This window comes from Oxalobacter paraformigenes, assembly GCF_000158475.2.
GTDB classification, from domain to species: Bacteria; Pseudomonadota; Gammaproteobacteria; order Burkholderiales; family Burkholderiaceae_D; genus Oxalobacter; species Oxalobacter paraformigenes.
In genome coordinates this window covers 543,497-561,888 of the sequence record NZ_KI392031.1, presented here as the reverse complement: position 1 = coordinate 561,888, position 18,392 = coordinate 543,497, and the positions used below count along the sequence as shown (strand labels likewise).

Below are 18,392 nucleotides of genomic sequence, written 5' to 3'. Positions count from 1 at the left end.
ATCCGGCCCCTGAAAAGCCCGGTATATCGGGCTTCCCGAAGACACCGTCGCCTCCCTTGCGGGCGCGCAGATGAAAACACAGCCATACCGCAAACAGGCCGATGCGACAGGCCACGTCCCTTGAATGCGCGAAGCCCCTGTTTCCGGGAACCGGCCCAACCCGAAACGGCACTGGCGCGCTTGCCGTAACGGAGGGGACAGGCGGAAAACCGTATCGCCTTACCTCATGTCACCCTGCCCGCTGCCAGACCGCCGGCGAAAACGGTCGAGGCCGAAAACCCTGTCCATATCCGGTAAAGTGCCCGCTTTAAAGGCTGGCCGCCCGAACCGCCCTGTTCCCCGAACCGGAAAACAGTTTGTCTTCCTTCCCCGACAGGCGCGACAAGGCCTTTTTCCCCTCCGGATTGGAATGCCGCCGGATCGGAGGCTCCCTGCCTGTATCCGGATCAGCCGCCTTTTGCCCTGCGTCCATCCGCTTTTCCGCTGAATCCGCCTCGGCCCTTTACGGCATCGGCCGCCCCCGGCCGGACGGGGCGTCGCAGGGAGCGCAGTGGCACAGACACAGGACAAACGGGCAGGACGGCGGACGTCCCGGCCGGCGACCGTAGCGGCAAAGGGATAGCCCTTCCTGTCAATCGCGTTTTGCCTCTCTCTGGCCGCAAACCCTGAAAAAAGCAAAAGGAGCGAAAAGATGTTTTTTCTTTTGCCTGCATTTATGTTACTGTCCGTATAAAAAGGTTCAGTCCGTTTGGCCAGACAGGCGAAAGCGAAACCGTTCCGGTTTTCCGCCAGAGCCGTTTTTTCCGGGAAAACAGACCGTACCGGCCCGGCGCCGCCGCGATTTCCGGAAAAAGGCGATGAAGGGGCGTTTTCCTTTTCCGGCAAGCGGCAAACACAAGCGACCGACATCATGACAAGCAAACAGAGCAGGGAAAAAAGCTGGGCATTTCGTCCCGCCGACAAAATAGCCGGGCTTTCCCGGCTGACGCTGGAAGAACACACGGTTTTCCAGCCCGACGGGGTCACTTTCCGGTTCCGGGGCTACAAGACGCCGCCGGAAACAAAAGCGACCGTCTGGCGAAAAAGGATTGCCTTTTCGCTTGCCATCGCCTCGCCCGAAACGTCCGCCGCCTCGCCTGCCGTGCCGCAAACCCCGCCGAAACGTACACGAAGCGCTCCGCTTTCCCCGGCGCAAAAACACTATATAAAAACCCTGCAAACCCGCCTGAAAGCGCTGAAGGCCAGGCTGCCTCCGCCCGCGGACGACGCGCTGGAACGCCGGTACTGGGACTATATCGACCCGCACAGTTTTATCGGGGCGTTCCGGAAAGCGGCCACAATATGGAACAACCCCGGCATTGATCTTCCGGCGAAATGCCGGCAGGTCAATGCGTCCCTCATCGAACTCCACGATTTGCTGCAAGCCATGCAGTTGCCCGGCGAACTGATGCGGGACGACACGCAGTTTACGGTCGTGCTGGCCAAAATCCTGCAACTTGTCCGGATCGTGGAAGAAAAAGCGGAAAAAAACGGAATCGGTCTCCCGCGGGAAGTGCACGAACTGGCGCATTTGCTCGACGATCTGACCGACCGGATGATCGAGGGAGGAAACCGGCTCTACGGCATCGAACCCGACATGACGCGGGAAGAGCGCGAGACGCAGGAACATCTGGAACGATCCGCCGTCCTTCCCGGCAAGCCGCTTGAAGAACGCCTGACCATACTGGAAACGCTCTGGGAAAACCCGCGAATCGATCTGGACGAAAAAATCCGCTATCTGGAAAAAGCCATCGAACTCATCCGGGAAGCGGGCGCCAAAAAGCCCGTGAAAGTCCCGTGCCCGCATGAAGAAGGAATAAAAAGGCATTTGTCCGCCATCGGCCGCCATCTCCGCGAGATGGAAGAAGACGGCCTGAAAATCTGGCAGCACCGGATAGCCGAAGGCCTCGCCGATTCCGCCAACCTCTGGCGGAAAAACGCCGGACTCCCGCCGGTATCACCGGAAAAATGGGCCGGCAAAATCCGCTTGCAGTCTCTGGATATCCAAACGGAAGACAACGAAAACGGCAACATCCGTTTTACCGCGACACTCGGATTTCAGGACAGGGACGGCGTCTTTGACGGCCGCCTCATGTACGCTGTCGTTGAAAACGGCGCCGTGAAAAAACCAATCCGGCCGGAATAAAGGCGGTCTTTTCCGTCTTTATTCCGCCTTTTCGTCCCGTTTCTCTTTTTCGCTCTGTTTCACTTCTTTTTCGCGCCTTTCTGTCCTTTTTCCGTCCTCTTCCCGCCCTTTCTTCTGTCGCGGCAGAAACGCCGCGCCATGCCGGGCTTGCCGGACTCCCTCGCTCTTTCAGGGGTTTTCCAGCCGGACAGCGACAATCCGGCAGCTGGCGCGGCAGGGAACCGGCCCGGACAGTCCGCTTCCCGGCAGGCCGGCAAACGGCAAGGCATTCACGGAAGAAACCGGACTCCGTTCTCCCGTCAGGCAAACGTCACGGCAAGCCTGCCGCCCGCAAACGCCATCTGCCCTGCCAAACGGGCAAAACCGGGATCGGCAAACAGGGCGGCCGCTTCGCCCGTTTCCGGACGCGCGCGGCATTTCGCCAGCGTCATCTTTTCCTGCCCGGCGCCTAACAGACACTGGCAAGCCCCAACCGGAATTTACCCCGCCTGTCGATACCGGCGGTAACATTACCGTTATCCCTGCCAGCAAACCGCGTGTTACCGGCACAGGCTGAACCCTGAACACCCCCTCCTTCACCCGCCACGACAGGCCGGCCCTCGCAAAACGGCTGGCCGGTATTGCCCTTCTCCCCGCCCCGGCGCGAAAACCATCCCGCCGCGTTCTTTATGCCCCCGCCCGGCGCAGGCTGCCCGGGCGGGAAGGCTTTTCCGTTTCGTCCTTTCCGGCGCAAGGCGGAGAACGCCGCCCCGCTTCTCTTTTCGGAAATGCCGGCCGCCTTGGCAATCCCGTTCCGGCGGGCCGGAGCCGACACTCCCATGAGCCGGTGTTCCGACCTCCCCTTCAGTCCGATGCTGAAAAATGCCGGGTCTGCTGCTATCATTGAGGCAAATCCGTATCCAAAACAGGCCGGATATCCTGAAAACCCCACTCCCCTTTCAAGGCCATGAAAAAACGGTTTGCCCTGCTGCTGCTCTTTCCCCTCACCGCCGCGTTTGCCTGGGACGGCGTCGAGGAGAAAACCGGCACCCCCATCGCCATCACCTCCAGACTCGTCAAGGTCAAAAAAGGCCATACCGTCGAAATCTTCGACCAGGGCAAGGAGGAATATCACGAAGTGGAAATCGACCGCATTTCCAGTCATGGAAAAGACGTGAAAATCGAGGTCTATGACAAAGACACCGGCGAAGAACGGGTTTTCATCATGGAAGGCGGGCGAAAACAAGCGCCCTGACCGGCCATCGCCGCCCGGCAGCCCTCCCGGAAACCGCGCGAACCGGCAGGCGGCCGGCCGCCAGATCCCCCGTTTTTCCGGCCGCCTTCCTGTCGCGCCCGACCGGACACAATCCCTTTTTCGCCTCCGGAAAAGCCATGCCGTGCCTCATCCCGTGTCCGGCAAAGACGCGCCGTCAAAGGGCAAAGAACACGCCGCCTTTTCCGGCCAGCCATTCAGGACGCGCGAAACGCCCCGCGCCACCTTTTTGGCCCGGCCCCGGCCTGCTTCACGGCAAAACCCGCATGGCTGCCCGTCTCGCGTCCGGCAAGAGCGCCGGCGGATTCCGCACTGCACCCGGATTGAGCGGCCGCCCCGGAAACGGGACAAAACGCCAGGGCGCGTCCCGCATTCCCGGCCGCTTGCCGAAAACATGCCCGATCCGCTTTTCCCCAAACGTTCCCCCTGCCGGCCGTCCTACACGATGGCAGGGGGTGGAGGTACAATAGCGGCATGAAGAAAAGCTTGAGGATTCTCGTTATCGCCGCCTTTCTGTTTGTTGCCTACATCTTTTGCTCGATTGCCCTCTTTTCGACAGTCGATCAGAAAAAAACGGCGGACGCCGCCATCATTTTAGGCGCGGCCGCCTGGTACAAGCGCCCCTCCCCTGTCTTCGAGGAGCGGATCCGGCACGGCCTGTGGCTTTACGAAAACGGCTACGTCAGAAAACTGATCCTGACCGGCGGCAAATCGAAAAACGCGCCGTATTCCGAAGCGTTCGTCGCCCGCCGCTACGCGCTCTCGCACGCCATTCCCGAAAACGACATCCTGATTGAGGAAGCGTCCCAGACCACGCGGGAAAACCTGTTGAACGCAAAAGCCATCATGCAGGCAAACGGCCTTTCCACCGCCCTCATCGTCAGCGATCCCATCCATATGAAACGCGCCATGCACATTGCCGGCGACATCGGCATGACCGCCTGGTCCTCGCCCACGCCCTCGACCCGCTACGCCAGCCTGAAAGCCAAAATTTCCTTCCTCACGCAGGAAACCTGGCACATGATCGGCTACTTCATCTATCCGGACGGCCTGCCGGAACGGCAAGCCGTCCGGGAAGACGACTGACCTGTCTTGCGTTGACGGCAAGCCATTTCTTCCGGATGCCGTTACAATAAGCGTTCCAAACCACCCCAAACCTGTTTTCCCTCTTTTCAATCCGGAGATTTCATGCAACGTTCCCTTTCCCGCCACTGGCTTTCTGCCTTGCTGATCGCCCTGTTTGTCGGTTTTTCCGGCTTCGCCTGTGCCGCCGGTTCCCTGCCGCGATCCGGCCCGCTCCTTCCGGAAAAAGCGATAGCGCTGATCCATTCAGAGGGCAAAAGGCTGACCATCATCGACGTGCGCACGCCTGAAGAATACGCCCGCGGCCACATTCCCGGCGCCAAACTGATCCCGGTTGACGTCATGCCCCAAAATCTCGACAACATTCCCGACGGCCCCGTGCTGATCGTCTGCCGCACCGGACGGCGCGCCGGCATAGCCTACGACATCATCCGGAAAGCCCGTCCGCAAAAAGACAATCTCTGGTACCTGCAAGGCACACCCGTCTATCATGCCGGCGGGAAGTACGAATTTCTGTAAACGGCACCGTTTCACGGACAGAAACGCCCCGGCCTGCCCGAAAAAACAGTCTGAACCGAAAAGACGGGCCGGCTCCGGAACCGCGGTTTTCCCTGCCGGTCCGGCAAAAGCCGCTTTGGCAAGCGTCTTTCCATTGCCTGCCCGGCCGCTGGCGTTTCCGGCATCCTGCCCGCAGGAAAACGGTTCCCAAAACGCCGTATCCGGACAGCGCACCCGGCGAGGCCAAGGCTTCCCGTCGGGGAAGCTCCTTCAAGTCCGCGCCGGGAGCGCCCGGCCTTTTAACACATCGTTTAAAACGCTGCTACAACAGACAAATTTCGCTTTCATCCGGAAACCCCTTCAGCCCATGTTTTTCAACCCCGATGCCGTCGTTTCCGAAAACGGGGAAGACATTTTCCCGCTCTTTAACGGTCTCCTGAAAGCCGATTACGGCATCTGGCTGTGGGAACCGTACACGCACACGCTTTACTTCAACAAGACCTATCTCACCATGCTCGGCTACGCGCCCGGGCAGTTCCCCTACCATATCACGACCTGGGAAAATCTCATTCATCCGGAAGACTGGACGCTTAATTTCCATTAGCAGATGCAAATCATCGAAACACCCGACGCGGGCGAATCTTTTGAAACCCGTTTCCGGCTGAAAACGGCAAAAGGCGACTACCTGCGGCTTCTCTCGCGCGGTTTCGTCGTCTGCCGCGACGGCGACGGCCGGGCGATACGGCTCGTCGGCATCCACATCGGCACGGAAACGCCCGAATCCATCGTCCGAAAACTTGCCGTCGCCCACGACCGCATGCGCTTCGCGCTGGAAGCGGCGCGCGACGGCATCCGGGACTGGACGCCCGCCACCGGCGAAGTGTATTTCAGCTCCCGCTATATCGCCATGTGCGGTTACACGCCGGACGAATTTCCGCAACGGGTCGAAAGCTGGATCGAACGCGTGCATCCGGACGACCTGAACGCCACCGTCCAAAAACAGTTCGAATTCATCGAATCCCCCGAACTGGGCGATATGTTCGAATGCATTTACCGGTTCAGGACAGCCAGCGGCGATTACAAGTGGATACTGGGGCGCGGCAAGGCCACCCGGCGCGATAAAAACGGAAAAGCCGAGCGGATCGTCGGCCTGCACACCGACATCACCAAATTGCGCCACACCCAGGAATCGCTGGCCCACCTGATCAACCACGATACCCTGACCGGGCTGTACAGCCGCTTCCATTTCGACGAACAACTCGCGGCTGTCACCGCGCAGAACAGTATCCCGCCAGTATCATCTACGGCGACGTGGACGGCCTGAAACTCATCAACGACAATCTGGGACACACCGCAGGCGACACCCTCTTGAAACCGCCGCCTCGCTGAGCCGGCAGGGCACCCGCGCAAACGATATCGTCGCCCGCACCGGCGGCGACGAATTCACCATTTTGCTGCTGCGGTGCCCTAAACCCGCCACCCGTCAGGTACTCGACAGGATCCGTGCCGTCATGGACATTCACAACGCCACGCCGGACACGATGCCGGTTTTCCTGTCGTTCGGACCGGTCAATGCGATTGGCCAGACCTCGATCAACAAACCGGTCGCCCTGGCAGACAAAAAAATGATGGCCGAAAAGGCGAAAAACCGTCCCGTCAACCGGGTGGCCGTCAAACAATGGACCGAGGCGCAAACAGGCGTTCCCATCGACGTCTCCGATACCCGCCTCGACCTCCGCTGAGTCTCCCGCCCCCTGCCGGTTATCCGGCAATTTGCCCGAACCGCCTTCCCTGTCCGTTCCGGACAGGGGGGTTGCCATTTGACGGTGCCGCATTTTTTGCCGTCAAACCATATTTTCATTGCCAAACCATTGCCGGACAACGTAAAATCAACAATATTTGAACACATCCTGTTTAAAAAAACCGTTTCGCAGGATTTTTCTCCGGACTGCCCTCTCCCGGCGGGTAGCCGGAAAAAAGGTCCCTGTCTTCTGTCTTGCCCTGTCGGCGCCGGGCTTTCATGAAGGGAAAGCCTTAGAAAACCGGACGGTCAACCGATATTTTTACCAGGCGAACCGGATGCGTTCAGAAAGGAGAACGATCCCTTTGCTGAACAAGATAACCCGGCTTAACGCAAGGCAACTGTCGGCATGGACTGCCGTCATGCTGACCTGTCTGCTGGCCGTTTACTATATCCTTACCCTGGTCAACACCAGCCGGATCACCGACCAGATAAAAAACATCGGCGACCATCCCTATCCCATTGCAGTTGCGGTAGGCAAGGTCAACGCCGATCTGGCCCAGCTCGGCATCCTGCCGGAGCGTCTGGTCTATGCGCGCACGCCCGGCATGACGGAAAGCGTGCGCCGTCATTATAAAAATATCGACGCGTCCATCCTCCCGAATCTGGATTTCATGCGGAGCAACTATACCTATCGGCCGGAAGACGTGTCGATGTTGCGCCAGCTTTATGCCGACCTCAAAAAGGAACAGGACCAGCTGCTTGACCTGTGCGACGACCCCGGTTTTACCGCCAGGGATACCGCCTCGTTCATCGCGAAAAACATCACGCCCAAAATCGGGGAAATGTATCGCCTCACCGGGTCCATACTGGCCGGCTCCCAGACGAAATTCGCCCAGTTCGCGAAACAGTCGCAGGATTTCCGCAACAGCACGTTCTTTTTCTCGACCCTCCTCATTATGGCGGTCATGGCGGCGCTCTTCATCTATTTGTACCTGCTGAAGAAAAAAAACGAACAGGAAGAAACCATGCAAAACGCGCTGCGGGAAGCGCTCGAATCCGCCCAGAACGCCAATGCCGCCAAATCGCAGTTCCTGTTCAACATGTCGCACGACATCCGCACGCCGATGAACGCCATTATCGGCATGACGACGCTGGCCACATTGCACCTGCACGAACCGTCCCGGATTCGCGACTGTCTCGGCAAGATATCGGCGTCTTCCCGCCATCTGCTGGGCCTGATCAACGATGTGCTGGACATGAGCAAGATCGAAAGCGGGAAAATCGCCCTGAACAACGAGGAATTCGATTTGCCGGAACTGGTCGCCGGCCTTTTCACCATCCTCCAGCAACAAGCCAGCTCACGCCGGCTGGACCTGGACATCAGCGTGTCGGGCATCGACCATGAAAAAGTCATCGGCGACACGCTGCGCGTCAACCAGATCTTGCTGAACCTCATGGGCAACGCGCTGAAATTCACGCCGGCAGGCGGCAGGATTCGTCTGGCCATCACCGAATTGCCGCCGCAATATCCGGGGTACGGCACGTACCGGTTCGTTGTCAGCGATACCGGTATCGGCATGGACAGCGATTTCCTGAAAAAAATCTACAACCCGTTCGAACGCGCCAAAACCGCAACCGGCAGCAAGATAGAGGGCACCGGTCTCGGCATGGCCATCACGAAAAACATCGTGGACATGATGAACGGCCAGATCGACGTGCAAAGCGAACCGGGCAAGGGAACGACCTTTACCGTCACCCTTCCCCTGAAACTGCAAAAAAAAGAAGCCGAACGGTTCGATTTCAGCGTTCTCCGGGAACTGCGCTCTCTCGTGGTGGACGACGACAGGGACATCTGCGAAAACACCAGTGCCATGCTGGAGGAAATCGGCATGCGCAGCGAATGGGTGCTCTCCGGCGCGGAAGCCGTCGGCAAGGTCGAAACCGCCCACCGGCTCAACCGGGACTATCACTCCGTCATCATCGACTGGAAAATGCCGGAAATGGACGGGCTGGAAACGACCCGTTGCATCCGGAGCATCGTGGGCAATGAATTGCCCATCATTATCCTGACCGCCTACGACTGGACGGAAATCGAGGAAGAAGCGAAAGAAGCCGGCGTCAACGCCTTCCTGGCCAAACCGCTTTTCAAGTCGCAACTGTACCATGTGATGCACGAAATCATCACCGGCGGCCAGTCCCTGCCGCAGAAAGCCGAACCGGCCGGAAAATCCGGCGCCGAGCTGCAAGGCCGCATTCTGCTGGTCGAAGACAATGAAATGAATCAGGAAATATCGAACGAGTTCATCCGGCACTGCAGCGCCGCCACGATCGACATGGCCTGGAACGGCAAGGAAGCGCTCCAGCTTTTCAGCCATGCGCCGGAAGGGTATTACAGCCTCGTTTTCATGGACATCCAGATGCCCGAAATGGATGGGTACGAAGCCACCCGCCTGATACGGCAATTCGAGCAGGCCAGTGGCCGCTTTCCGGCCCCGATCGTGGCCATGTCGGCAAACGCGTTCATGGAAGACGTGGAAAACGCATACGCGGCAGGCATGGACGGCTATGTCACCAAGCCCGTCAGCATGGAAGACATCCGGAGCGCCCTGAGAAAACACCTGAAAGCGCCGTAAGGAAAAACGCCTTTCCGGTTTCATCCCCTCCGGCGAAAGAACCGGCACCTTTCGCGCATCCGTTTCGCGCCGCGTCCGCCAGAACGGCCCTTTCAGGACCGCTCCCGCAGGGGACGTCCACCCGTCTGGAAAACCCCGCCAGGTTCCCCTCATCCCGCCCGGGACGGCGAAAAGCGTTTTCCCCGCCTTTTCCCGGCCGTTTTCCACAATACGCCCGCCCGCGCCTTTCACGAAAAGGCCGGACCTGGCAAAAATTTTCCTGAAGACAACTTTCAGGTTTACAATAGGGAAAAACGCATCGCTTCAGCGTCCCGGAAACCGGATTTCCAGCCGCTGGCGGCAAAACGGCAGCGCGGTAACACGCTGCGGGCAAGCCGCTGGCGGCATCCCGAAGGAATGGCATGGTCAATCAGGCAAAAAATCTCGAAACCATCCTGAACAATCTGAACGGGACAGCCCTTTACGTCATACGGCAGAGCGACCGCCGCATTCTCTACTTCAACGATCTGGTCAGAAAAGCCATTCCGCACATCCGGCATGGCGACATTTGCCAGGACGCCTGGCAGAGGAACTGCGCGCGTTGCCCCCTGCAGCACATCGGCAAAACCGGGACTTACGAAACGGACAGATACGCCCCGGTTTTCGGCGAGCCCACCCTCGATGTGACCGCCATTTCCATGCAGTGGGAAGAAGAAGACGCTTACCTGATTTCACTGGCTCCCCACAAACCCTCCGAAGCGGAACGGCGTCTGGAACTGGAAAGGCGCAAACTCGAAACGGTCACGGCAAAACTCTATCCCCGCGCCATTTCCGTCAACCTCTCGCGCAACACCTATTCCATCCTTCACAATGCGCTGGACAACCTGAACAATCCGCCGGCAACCGGGAAATTCGACGATCTTTTCCAGACTGCCTCAGACACCCTGCATCCCGATTTCCGGGAGGAATTCGGGAACCGGTTCAGCCGAAAAGCGCTGCTCCCGGCGCATGCGCAGGGCACGCGCGAGATCGTCATGGAGCATCGGCAGAAACGCCATGACAACCAGTACCGCTGGACAGACACGCACTTCATTTTTCTGGACAATCCGGTCAATGACGACGTGATCGCCATCCTCCTCTCACGCAATATCGACGACGACAAACAGGCCGCGCTCCGGCAGGAAGAACTGAACCGCGCCCGGCAGACCATTTTGCACGAAGCGCTGAAAAACACGTCGATGTACGAGTTCTATTACTATCCCCGGAAGAACCTGGCCATCCTGCCGCGCCGCATGTACGAACACTACGGATATCGCGAACGCTACCCCGACGTGCCTTATGATTTCGCCCGCGAAATGGTTTTCGGGGAAGACCACGAAAACTATTTTCAGGCCTACCGGAAAATCCGCGAAGGCGAAAAAACCGCAACGACCACCTATCGTCTGAAAGACGGCCAGACCTGGCGCGAAGTGATTTTCACGACCATTTCGGAAGACGACGACGGCCGTCCCACCTTTGTCGTCGGTCTCTCAGGCGACATTACCGAACACAAGAAAGCCGAACTGGAAAACATCAAGCTCCAGTCCATTTACGATTTCACGATCCAGCGGAACTATGACTGCATCCTGATCTGGAATGTCGAAACCGGCACCTACGAAGCCCGTTTCTCCGACCGGTTCGACGCGCGGGGCATGCCCCCTTTCGGCCGGAACACCTCCGGCGTCCGGAAATTCGCGGCCCTTTTCGTTTGCGAGGAAGACCGCCGGCCGTTTCTGGACGAGATGCTGAACGCCTCCCTGCCCGAAAAACTCGACCGGGAAAAGGATATCCATCTCTATTTCCGCAGCCCGCAAAACGGCGAACTGCGCCACAAGGAACTGTCGCTTTGCTATATCGGCAACAAACGGCAGCGCATCCTGATGACCCTGCGCGATATCCACGACATGCTGAAAAAAGAGGAACAGCACCGGCAGGCGCTGACCGAGGCGTTTGAAGCGGCCAAAAGCGCCAATGAAGCCAAAAGCCATTTCCTCTCCAGAATGTCGCACGACATGCGCACCCCGATGAACGCCATCATCGGGCTGACGACCATTGCGAAAAACCATCCCGGCGATACGGGAAAAATCCGGGACTGTCTGGAAAAAATCGACACGTCCAGCCAGCACCTGCTGAACCTGATCAATGAAGTGCTGGACACATGCCGAATCGAAAGCGGCAAATTCTTTCTGGAAGAAAAACCGTTCACGCTCTCCGGGCTGATCGGCGATACGCTTGCCATGACCCGCCCGGCCATCCAGCGGCAAAAGCACACCCTGCGCGTGAATGTCCGGCAACTGGAACACGAAACCATCAAAGGCGACCCGCAGAGAATACAGGAAATTTTCCTGAACATCCTCTCCAACGCCATCAAATACACGCCGGACGGCGGCGTCATTACCTGGACCATTTCCGAATCGGAAGCGGCAATACGCGGCGTCGGCTGTTACCGGTTCGTCTTCGAGGATAACGGCATCGGCATGTCAGACGAATTCCGGAAAAAAATCTTCGAGCCGTTCGAGCGCGAAAAAGACTCGCGCACGAACCACATACAGGGAACGGGACTGGGCATGACCATCGCCTTGACCATCGCCCGCCTGATGAACGGCAGCATCGACGTCGAAAGCGAAGCGGGCAAAGGCTCGCGTTTCACCGTCACGCTCTATCTCAAATGGCTGGAAGACGCCAGCGACCACGGGCACGCCTTCGCTCCACTGCGCGTACTCGTCGTCGCTGGCGAAACCGGCCTGCGCGACAGCCTTTGCCGGCTGCTTTACGAACTGGGGAGCCGTCACGACAGCGCCTCTTCCGGAAAAGAAGCCCTGCGCAAAATCCGGCAGTCTCATGAAAAGCGGCAGGACTGGGACGCCGTTCTGCTCGATAACGCCCTCCCGGACATGAGCGGCAGCGAGGCGGCCAGCGCCATACACGCCATCCGGAAAAACGGAAAACCGGCCCTCGTCCTCATGGACGACGACTGGCCCGGCGCGGCAACCGACGCTAACGACGCGGAAATAACGGCCGTCATGCCCAAACCCGTTTTCAAAACCACCCTGACCGATACGCTGAAACGCCTCCGACACCCGCTGAAAAACGCCGGAACCCTTGCCCCGCCTGCCGCCAGGCCGCAATTCGCCGGGAAACGGATATTGCTTGCCGAAGACAACCCCCTAAACGCCGAAATCGCCTGCGAACTGATCGCCATGAGCGGCGTTATCGTGGAAACGGCCGGAGACGGCAAAGCGGCCGTTGACAAATTCGCCGCCTCGCCCGCCGGTTTTTACCATCTCGTCTTTATGGACATCCAGATGCCGGTCATGAACGGCCATGAAGCCACCGGCGCGATCCGGGAACTGCCGCGCCCGGACGCGCGCACCGTTCCCATCATCGCCATGACAGCCAATACCTTTCCCGAAGACATCCGGAAAGCGTTTTTGGCGGGCATGAACGGCCATATTCCCAAACCACTGGACATAGACCGCTTAAACGGGCTGCTGCAAAAATGGCTGGGCGACACCGCCTTCCATCCGAAAAACGGCCAGCCTCTCCAAACGGCCTGAAAGACATCCCTCTTTCCACAGCAGACGCCCCTGTCGGCAAACCCTTCATTTCCGGTTTAAAATAGACTGACAAAACGATTTTAACCGCCTCCGCCATGTCGCTGTCTTTCAGAAAACCATTCACCGCACTGGGCTTTGCCCTTCTGCTTCCGTTCGCGGCCGTTTTCCTGAACGGCTGCCAGAAGGAACCTGCCGCACCCCCCGGAAAACCCGCCACAACCGCCGCCCTCTCGGCCGATCCGGCCACCGAACTGGCGAAAGCGCACGACGGCGACGCCAGAGCGCAATTGACAGTCGGCCTTCTCTACCTCAAAGGCGAAGGCGTCCCGCAGGATAACCGCGAAGCCCGCTTCTGGATCGAAAAAGCCGCCCGGCAGGGACTGGACGATGCCGAAGCCCGCCTCGGCACGCTCTACCTGGAAGGGCTGGGCGCCGCACCTGACCTGTCGCAGGCGAAAGCATGGCTGGAAAAAGCGGCCGCCAGAGGGCATGCCGAAGCCCAGACCGGGCTGGCGAAACTCCTCCTTTCCGAAAACCCGGGCGAGGAAAACCTTGAAAAAGCCCGCCACTGGCTAAAACAGGCTTCCCGGCAAGGCCACCACGAAGCCCGCCGCCTCCTCTCCGGCCTGTCCGACATCGAAGCCGGCCTGAAAACCGACGCGGCCCGGCTCCGGGCCTGGTTAACTGAAACACCGCCGGAAAAGAGCCGTCCGCCAGAGGAAAAAAACAGTCCCCCAGCCGTCCGGTAAAAACAGCGCCCGGCATGGTTCCCCTTGCCGGCCTTTTTCTTCCAGCCGCCCGCGCCCGCCCACTCCTTCCCGGCATCCCGTCGCCCTGCCCGGAAACCTTGCCGCTTCTCCGGGAAAAAACGCCTAACCCCCCCATACCCGCCCGCAAAAACGGCCGGGCCATCCCTATCCGGCCAAAAGCCGTCCACCCCCGCCACCTCGCCCGACCACAAGCAGGGAGGTGTTAGAAACAGGATGAACAAAAAAGGCCGAAAAAGGCTTCAACCCCGCATGAATACGGGGTTTGCCGGTCTTTGTAAAACATGTTGTTTTCCGGACAGTTCGGGTGAAAATCCGGGAAAAAACCGCAGGAAAAAGACGGGAAATCCCGCTTTGGATCGGAAAAAATCCCTTGTTACAGGGATGGAAAACCGCCGTCAAACGATTTACCAGGCCTTTTTATGGGGAAGGGTGACTGAAAATACTGGCCGGAAACCCCGTCCGGTTTATCCGGAAACCGGATCCGCTGTCCTCCACAGGCGGCAAACCCGCGTTCCCCTCCCCCCTTTCCACGGCGCCCCCGGAAAACCGGGCTTGCCGCCGCGGACGCTTCACGCGCCCCGTCCTGTTCCGGAATTTGCCTGCCGTCTTTCCGGGACGCCGGCCCGTGCGAATCCGTACCGGCCCCGTCTCCTGCCGAAACAGACCGGTCGTTCCCTTCGCGACACCCCCTCGCCTGAAACCACACACCCCCTTCCTGCCAGCCGGAAGCAGGCCCGCCCCCGCGCCAATCCGGCAAAACCGTTCCCCGGTTCCTTCCTTGACAGGATCCCATTATTTGGCTAAATTACCAAACAGCCATGTTTATACACCACACCGCCATGACCGAATTCAGCGCCTTCATCGACGAACAGGCCAAAATCTTCAAGGCCCTGGGTCACCCCAGCCGTCTGCAAATGGTCGATGCCCTGCGCAAAGGTGAAAAGTGCGTCTGCGATTTGCAGTCTCTCGTCGGCGACGACATGTCCACCGTATCCCGGCATCTTTCCGTCCTGAAAACGGCCGGCATCGTCGATTCCGAAAAACGCGGCACCAACATCTATTACCGCCTTGCCATGTGCTGTCTGGACCAGTTCCTGCACTGCACGGCAGATGCCATCCGCCGGCAGGCCCGTGACAAACTCGACAAGCTGAAATGATTTTTTTACCCTGAACTTGCTCATTTAGCCAAATAATAAAATAAAAGGAAAGCCCCATGCCGGCCTGCTGTGAAAACCTTCCTCCCGAAAAACCGGACACATCCCCCTCCCGGTTGACCGGAAACCGGAAAACCGCCTCTAAAATACGCTATCTCGCGACAGCCGCTGTCGCCCTGACGTTCTGGTGGCTGGCTTACTCGAAAATCGAAGCGTTTGCACGCTGGCTGATCCGGGATGTGGCGGCGCTTCCGGCGGACACCCCACTGGGCGACGCCCTCGAATTCTTCATTTACGACACTCTCAAAATCTTTTTGCTGCTGATTCTGACGGTTTACGTCATCGGCTGGCTGCGCGCCTCGCTTCCGACCGGGAAAATCCGCGACTTCCTGGCCGGAAAAAGCCGGAGCGCCGGCTACCTGCTGGGAGCCGTTTTCGGAGCTGTCACCCCCTTCTGTTCCTGTTCCAGCGTTCCCCTTTTCATCGGTTTTACGACCGCCCGCATCCCGCCGGGCATTACCATGGCCTTTCTGATCACGTCCCCGCTCATCAATGAAATCGCCGTCATCCTGCTCTGGAGCCTGATCGGCTGGCAATTCACCCTGATCTATATTGCCACCGGACTCTTTTGCGGCATGGCAGGCGGCTTTCTCATGGATGCCCTCTCTGCCGAACGCTGGCTTCAGCCCTTCCTGCAACGACAGCCCGCCCGTCCGGTCATTACCCTGATTCCCGCCCGGCCCGCCGCCCCGCCTGCCGCCCCGCCCAAAACCGGCTGGTCTTTCCGGCACCGTTTCGCCCTGTCCGAAACACGTGGCATTTTCCGCCGGGTCTGGCTGTGGATCGTCATCGGCGTCGGCCTTGGCGCCGCCCTTCACGGCTTTGTTCCGCAAGAATGGTTCGCGGCCCACTCCGGACCGGATCGCTGGTGGTCTGTCCCGCTGGCCGTCATGGCAGGCATTCCACTTTATACCAACGTCACGGGAATCGTGCCCGTCATGGAAAGCCTGCTGAACAAGGGCCTTCCGGTCGGGACGACACTGGCTTTCTGCATGGGTACTGTCGCCGCCAGCCTGCCGGAACTGGTCATGTTAAAACAGGTCATGCGCTGGCCGCTACTGGCGCTCTTTGTCGCCGTTCTGTTCGTCCTCCTGACGGCAACCGGCTGGCTTTACAATTTTCTCGCTCCCATCCTGCTCTGAGACATCGCCAGCCGTCCCGTTTCCCGAAGGAACCCGGCCCATTCACAGCGGAGAAAATGCCTGTCATAATGAACGCCGCCGAACCGGCCTTACCTTATTCCATCATGATGCAAACCGGTCTGTCCTCCCTGTTTTCCCGCCTTTTCGCCATCGCGCTGCTGGCGGCCGCCGCCTTCTGCCCGCTTCATGCGGAAACCGGAAAACCGGCGGCCAGTGGAGAAAGGCAGGTTGAACGCGCCTCGCCGGACAGGGCCGGCGAAACGGCCAAAGAAACGGCCAGCGAAGCCCCCGGCAACGCGGAAACCGCCCCGCAAACGCCCATCGACGCGAAAACCCGGGGCATCCAGCTCTACGGGCAACAGAAATACCTCGAAGCCCTCCCCTACCTGATGGCGTCCGGCGCGCAAAAAGACCCGCTTGTACAAACCGCGCTCGGCAACATGTTCAGCATGGGACTGGGCGTGCCGACCGACCACGGCAAAGCCTTTTCCTGGTACCTGAAAGCGGCCAGACAAAACCACTCCATCGCCCAGCTCTATACCGCCTATTCCTTTGAAAAAGGGCTGGGCACTACGAAAAACAGCCGCGAAGCCTTCAACTGGTACCACCGTGCCGCCACAGCCGGCATCCCGAACGCCCAGTACAAGCTCGGTTACCTGTATGAAAAAGGCATCGGCGTCCACGCCAGCCCGGCACAGGCCCTTCTCTGGTACCGGAAAGCGGCCGAAGGCGGCATTGCAAGCGCGCAAACCCGGCTCGGACGCGCCTACAGCGAAGGCCGGGGCGTCAAACGCGACGACCTGGAAGCGGCGCGGTGGTTCTACAAGGCCGCCGAACAGGGTAACGTACAGGCGCAGACCGCGCTGGCCTGGCTCTATGAAACCGGCCTGGGCGTCGGCAAAGACGAACCGCGCGCCGCCAGCTGGTACACGAAAGCGGCGGAAAAAGGCTATGCGCCCGCCCAGAACAACCTCGGCTATCTCTACGACAGCGGAACCGGCGTCATGCAGGACTTTATAACCGCCCGGAAATGGTACGAGGCGGCAGCCGCGCAAGGCAACGTCTCTGCCATGTTCAATCTCGGCCAGCTCCATTACCTCGGCCACGGCACCCCGCAGGATTACGCCAGGGCCGCCGGATGGTTTGCCAAAGCGGCAGAACAGGGCCATCCCAAAGCCCTCAACAATCTGGGCATGGCTTATCTCGACGGCATGGGCGTTGCCACGGATCGCGTCAGGGCGGGACACTATTTCCTGAAAGCCGCGAAACGCGGAAACGCCCATGCCCAGTACAATCTGGCAACCCTCTACGTCCAGCACCCCGAAGCCCTGACGAAAGCGAACCGCGCGAAAACCGACGCGCTTGCCCGGAAATGGTTCGGAAAAAGCGCCGCAAACGGCCATGCCGCCGCCATGGAATATCTGGCCGACGTGTACCGGTACGGCAAACTGGGACAGCGCCCGAACGCGAAACTGGCGGAAAAATGGCAACAGCGGGCCGATGCGGCACTGGCAAAAGAAAAAGCGGCGCAAGTCGTTCTTCCGCTGCCGCAACGCGACGCGGAAAGCCCGGCAAAAGCCAAACCAGCTGAAGAAAAAACCGGGCCGGCCGACAAATTCGACGAGGACTGGCTCCGGTAAAAGCGCCCCGCCCCTCCAGCAGGCGCCTCGCCCCCTTTCCGCCATTCCCGTCTTCTCCGGCAAAACCGGAACCCCGTCGCGCCGCCATGAAAACGGAACGCTTCCCCAGAAAACATGCCGGCGGCAGCCGCATCCATACAACGCGGCAAGCCGCTCATCTCACCGGAACCGGCAGTCCCTCCCGCCTTTTGAAGGCGTTTTTCGGGTGTTGCCCGTAGCCGCCACCGGCAAAACCCGCACAGCCTAACCGGCGCAGCGATACCGGTTGAATCAGGGGACGTCCCTCCCTTTCGCCCAAACCGTCCTGCGCAGGCAAGCGGCAGGAACACCCCGATAACAAGGCGGCAAAGAGCGGGCACCGTCCAACAGACACCTTTCCGCAAACGCCCCCCTTGGCGTGCCGTTTTCCGGCCGGCAGTCCCTGACCGGCAGATGGCCCATGCGTGCGCTTTCCCGGCCCCGTCTCCTTTCCGTGCATCGTTTTTCCACCGCAAAAGAGAAAGCCCGACAAGTCTTTCCCTGCCAGAAAAGTGCCAGAAAAGTGCGGAAGCCATGAAAGGTCGTGTTATTTTAAAACGGACAGCGCGCAGGCAGCGCGCCCCTGAACATAAAAACCGGACGGGATCGGCCGTCCGGCAAACAGCTTTCATAAAGGA

Annotated in this window: 15 protein-coding genes and 1 pseudogene; 13 read left to right on the top strand and 3 right to left on the bottom strand. The window is 59.4% G+C overall.

Annotated features, from left to right (window positions below):
- Positions 1-307: 307 nt before the first annotated feature.
- The gene (locus OFAG_RS13760; protein WP_155979186.1) at positions 308-472 is read right to left on the bottom strand and encodes a hypothetical protein; all 165 of its coding nucleotides are present in this window, start codon (positions 470-472) and stop codon (positions 308-310) included.
- Between the two features lie 438 nt (positions 473-910).
- On the opposite strand from OFAG_RS13760, the gene OFAG_RS06155 reads away from it, so the two are divergent.
- Positions 911-2,185 carry a hypothetical protein gene (locus OFAG_RS06155; RefSeq protein WP_040719751.1) on the top strand — a complete coding sequence of 425 codons (1,275 nt, stop codon included), beginning with the start codon at positions 911-913 and terminating at the stop codon, positions 2,183-2,185.
- A gap of 299 nt (positions 2,186-2,484) precedes the next feature.
- On the opposite strand, the gene OFAG_RS14450 is transcribed toward OFAG_RS06155, so the two are convergent.
- Both OFAG_RS14450 and OFAG_RS06145 read right to left on the bottom strand, forming a co-directional pair.
- A complete protein-coding gene (locus OFAG_RS14450) occupies positions 2,485-2,616 on the bottom strand; it encodes a hypothetical protein (protein WP_020994953.1) in 132 nt (43 codons plus the stop codon).
- A 17-nt stretch (positions 2,617-2,633) separates the two neighbouring features.
- Positions 2,634-3,068: a hypothetical protein gene (locus OFAG_RS06145; protein WP_040719747.1), complete on the bottom strand. Its 435-nt coding sequence runs from the start codon at positions 3,066-3,068 to the stop codon at positions 2,634-2,636.
- A gap of 63 nt (positions 3,069-3,131) precedes the next feature.
- Here OFAG_RS06145 and OFAG_RS06140 point away from each other — a divergent pair, with 63 nt between their 5' ends.
- From OFAG_RS06140 to OFAG_RS06070, 12 genes and pseudogenes are all read left to right on the top strand, one after another.
- A complete protein-coding gene (locus OFAG_RS06140; RefSeq protein ID WP_005877231.1) occupies positions 3,132-3,419 on the top strand; it encodes a DUF5334 family protein in 288 nt (95 codons plus the stop codon).
- 492 nt (positions 3,420-3,911) lie between these two features.
- Positions 3,912-4,523, top strand: a complete 612-nt coding sequence (locus OFAG_RS06125; protein ID WP_005877233.1) for a YdcF family protein — start codon at positions 3,912-3,914, stop codon at positions 4,521-4,523.
- A 102-nt stretch (positions 4,524-4,625) separates the two neighbouring features.
- Positions 4,626-5,039, top strand: coding sequence for a rhodanese-like domain-containing protein (locus OFAG_RS06120; RefSeq protein WP_005877235.1), 414 nt, complete (start codon positions 4,626-4,628; stop codon positions 5,037-5,039).
- Positions 5,040-5,385: 346 nt separating this feature from the next.
- Positions 5,386-5,622: a PAS domain-containing protein gene (locus tag OFAG_RS13755; RefSeq protein ID WP_147617685.1), complete on the top strand. Its 237-nt coding sequence runs from the start codon at positions 5,386-5,388 to the stop codon at positions 5,620-5,622.
- A gap of 3 nt (positions 5,623-5,625) precedes the next feature.
- Positions 5,626-6,342, top strand: a complete 717-nt coding sequence (locus tag OFAG_RS12820) for a PAS domain-containing protein (protein WP_005877239.1) — start codon at positions 5,626-5,628, stop codon at positions 6,340-6,342.
- Positions 6,330-6,760, top strand: a pseudogene (locus OFAG_RS13320) (GGDEF domain-containing protein). The gene OFAG_RS12820 and the pseudogene OFAG_RS13320 overlap by 13 nt, the downstream one beginning before the upstream one ends.
- A gap of 364 nt (positions 6,761-7,124) precedes the next feature.
- Positions 7,125-9,395 carry an ATP-binding response regulator gene (locus OFAG_RS06105; RefSeq protein ID WP_020994951.1) on the top strand — a complete coding sequence of 757 codons (2,271 nt, stop codon included), beginning with the start codon at positions 7,125-7,127 and terminating at the stop codon, positions 9,393-9,395.
- A 401-nt stretch (positions 9,396-9,796) separates the two neighbouring features.
- Complete coding sequence (locus OFAG_RS12810; RefSeq protein ID WP_020994950.1) at positions 9,797-12,970, top strand: PAS domain-containing hybrid sensor histidine kinase/response regulator; 3,174 nt, start codon at positions 9,797-9,799, stop codon at positions 12,968-12,970.
- Positions 12,971-13,065: 95 nt separating this feature from the next.
- On the top strand, positions 13,066-13,719 hold the full coding sequence (locus tag OFAG_RS12805) for a tetratricopeptide repeat protein (RefSeq protein WP_005877247.1): 654 nt from the start codon (positions 13,066-13,068) through the stop codon (positions 13,717-13,719).
- An 839-nt stretch (positions 13,720-14,558) separates the two neighbouring features.
- Positions 14,559-14,897, top strand: a complete 339-nt coding sequence (locus OFAG_RS06080) for an ArsR/SmtB family transcription factor (protein ID WP_005877249.1) — start codon at positions 14,559-14,561, stop codon at positions 14,895-14,897.
- 56 nt (positions 14,898-14,953) lie between these two features.
- Entirely contained in the window at positions 14,954-16,096 is a 1,143-nt protein-coding gene (locus OFAG_RS06075) for a permease (protein WP_005877251.1), read from the top strand.
- A gap of 56 nt (positions 16,097-16,152) precedes the next feature.
- Positions 16,153-17,736 (top strand): SEL1-like repeat protein, encoded by a 1,584-nt coding sequence (locus OFAG_RS06070; protein ID WP_231371677.1) that lies wholly within the window; start codon positions 16,153-16,155, stop codon positions 17,734-17,736.
- Positions 17,737-18,392 lie beyond the last annotated feature (656 nt).

Bases quoted from the DNA above. Each gene is read 5' to 3' on its own strand.
- OFAG_RS06070 (WP_231371677.1), top strand. From the start codon at position 16,153: ATGCCTGTCATAATGAACGCCGCCGAACCGGCCTTACCTTATTCCATC.
- OFAG_RS06080 (WP_005877249.1), top strand. From the start codon at position 14,559: ATGTTTATACACCACACCGCCATGACCGAATTCAGCGCCTTCATCGAC.
- OFAG_RS12810 (WP_020994950.1), top strand. From the start codon at position 9,797: ATGGTCAATCAGGCAAAAAATCTCGAAACCATCCTGAACAATCTGAAC.
- OFAG_RS06140 (WP_005877231.1), top strand. From the start codon at position 3,132: ATGAAAAAACGGTTTGCCCTGCTGCTGCTCTTTCCCCTCACCGCCGCG.
- OFAG_RS14450 (WP_020994953.1), bottom strand. From the start codon at position 2,616: ATGACGCTGGCGAAATGCCGCGCGCGTCCGGAAACGGGCGAAGCGGCC.
- OFAG_RS06125 (WP_005877233.1), top strand. From the start codon at position 3,912: ATGAAGAAAAGCTTGAGGATTCTCGTTATCGCCGCCTTTCTGTTTGTT.
- OFAG_RS06155 (WP_040719751.1), top strand. From the start codon at position 911: ATGACAAGCAAACAGAGCAGGGAAAAAAGCTGGGCATTTCGTCCCGCC.
- OFAG_RS06075 (WP_005877251.1), top strand. From the start codon at position 14,954: ATGCCGGCCTGCTGTGAAAACCTTCCTCCCGAAAAACCGGACACATCC.
- OFAG_RS06145 (WP_040719747.1), bottom strand. From the start codon at position 3,068: ATGATAGCAGCAGACCCGGCATTTTTCAGCATCGGACTGAAGGGGAGG.
- OFAG_RS13755 (WP_147617685.1), top strand. From the start codon at position 5,386: ATGTTTTTCAACCCCGATGCCGTCGTTTCCGAAAACGGGGAAGACATT.
- OFAG_RS13760 (WP_155979186.1), bottom strand. From the start codon at position 472: ATGGACGCAGGGCAAAAGGCGGCTGATCCGGATACAGGCAGGGAGCCT.
- OFAG_RS12805 (WP_005877247.1), top strand. From the start codon at position 13,066: ATGTCGCTGTCTTTCAGAAAACCATTCACCGCACTGGGCTTTGCCCTT.
- OFAG_RS06120 (WP_005877235.1), top strand. From the start codon at position 4,626: ATGCAACGTTCCCTTTCCCGCCACTGGCTTTCTGCCTTGCTGATCGCC.
- OFAG_RS12820 (WP_005877239.1), top strand. From the start codon at position 5,626: ATGCAAATCATCGAAACACCCGACGCGGGCGAATCTTTTGAAACCCGT.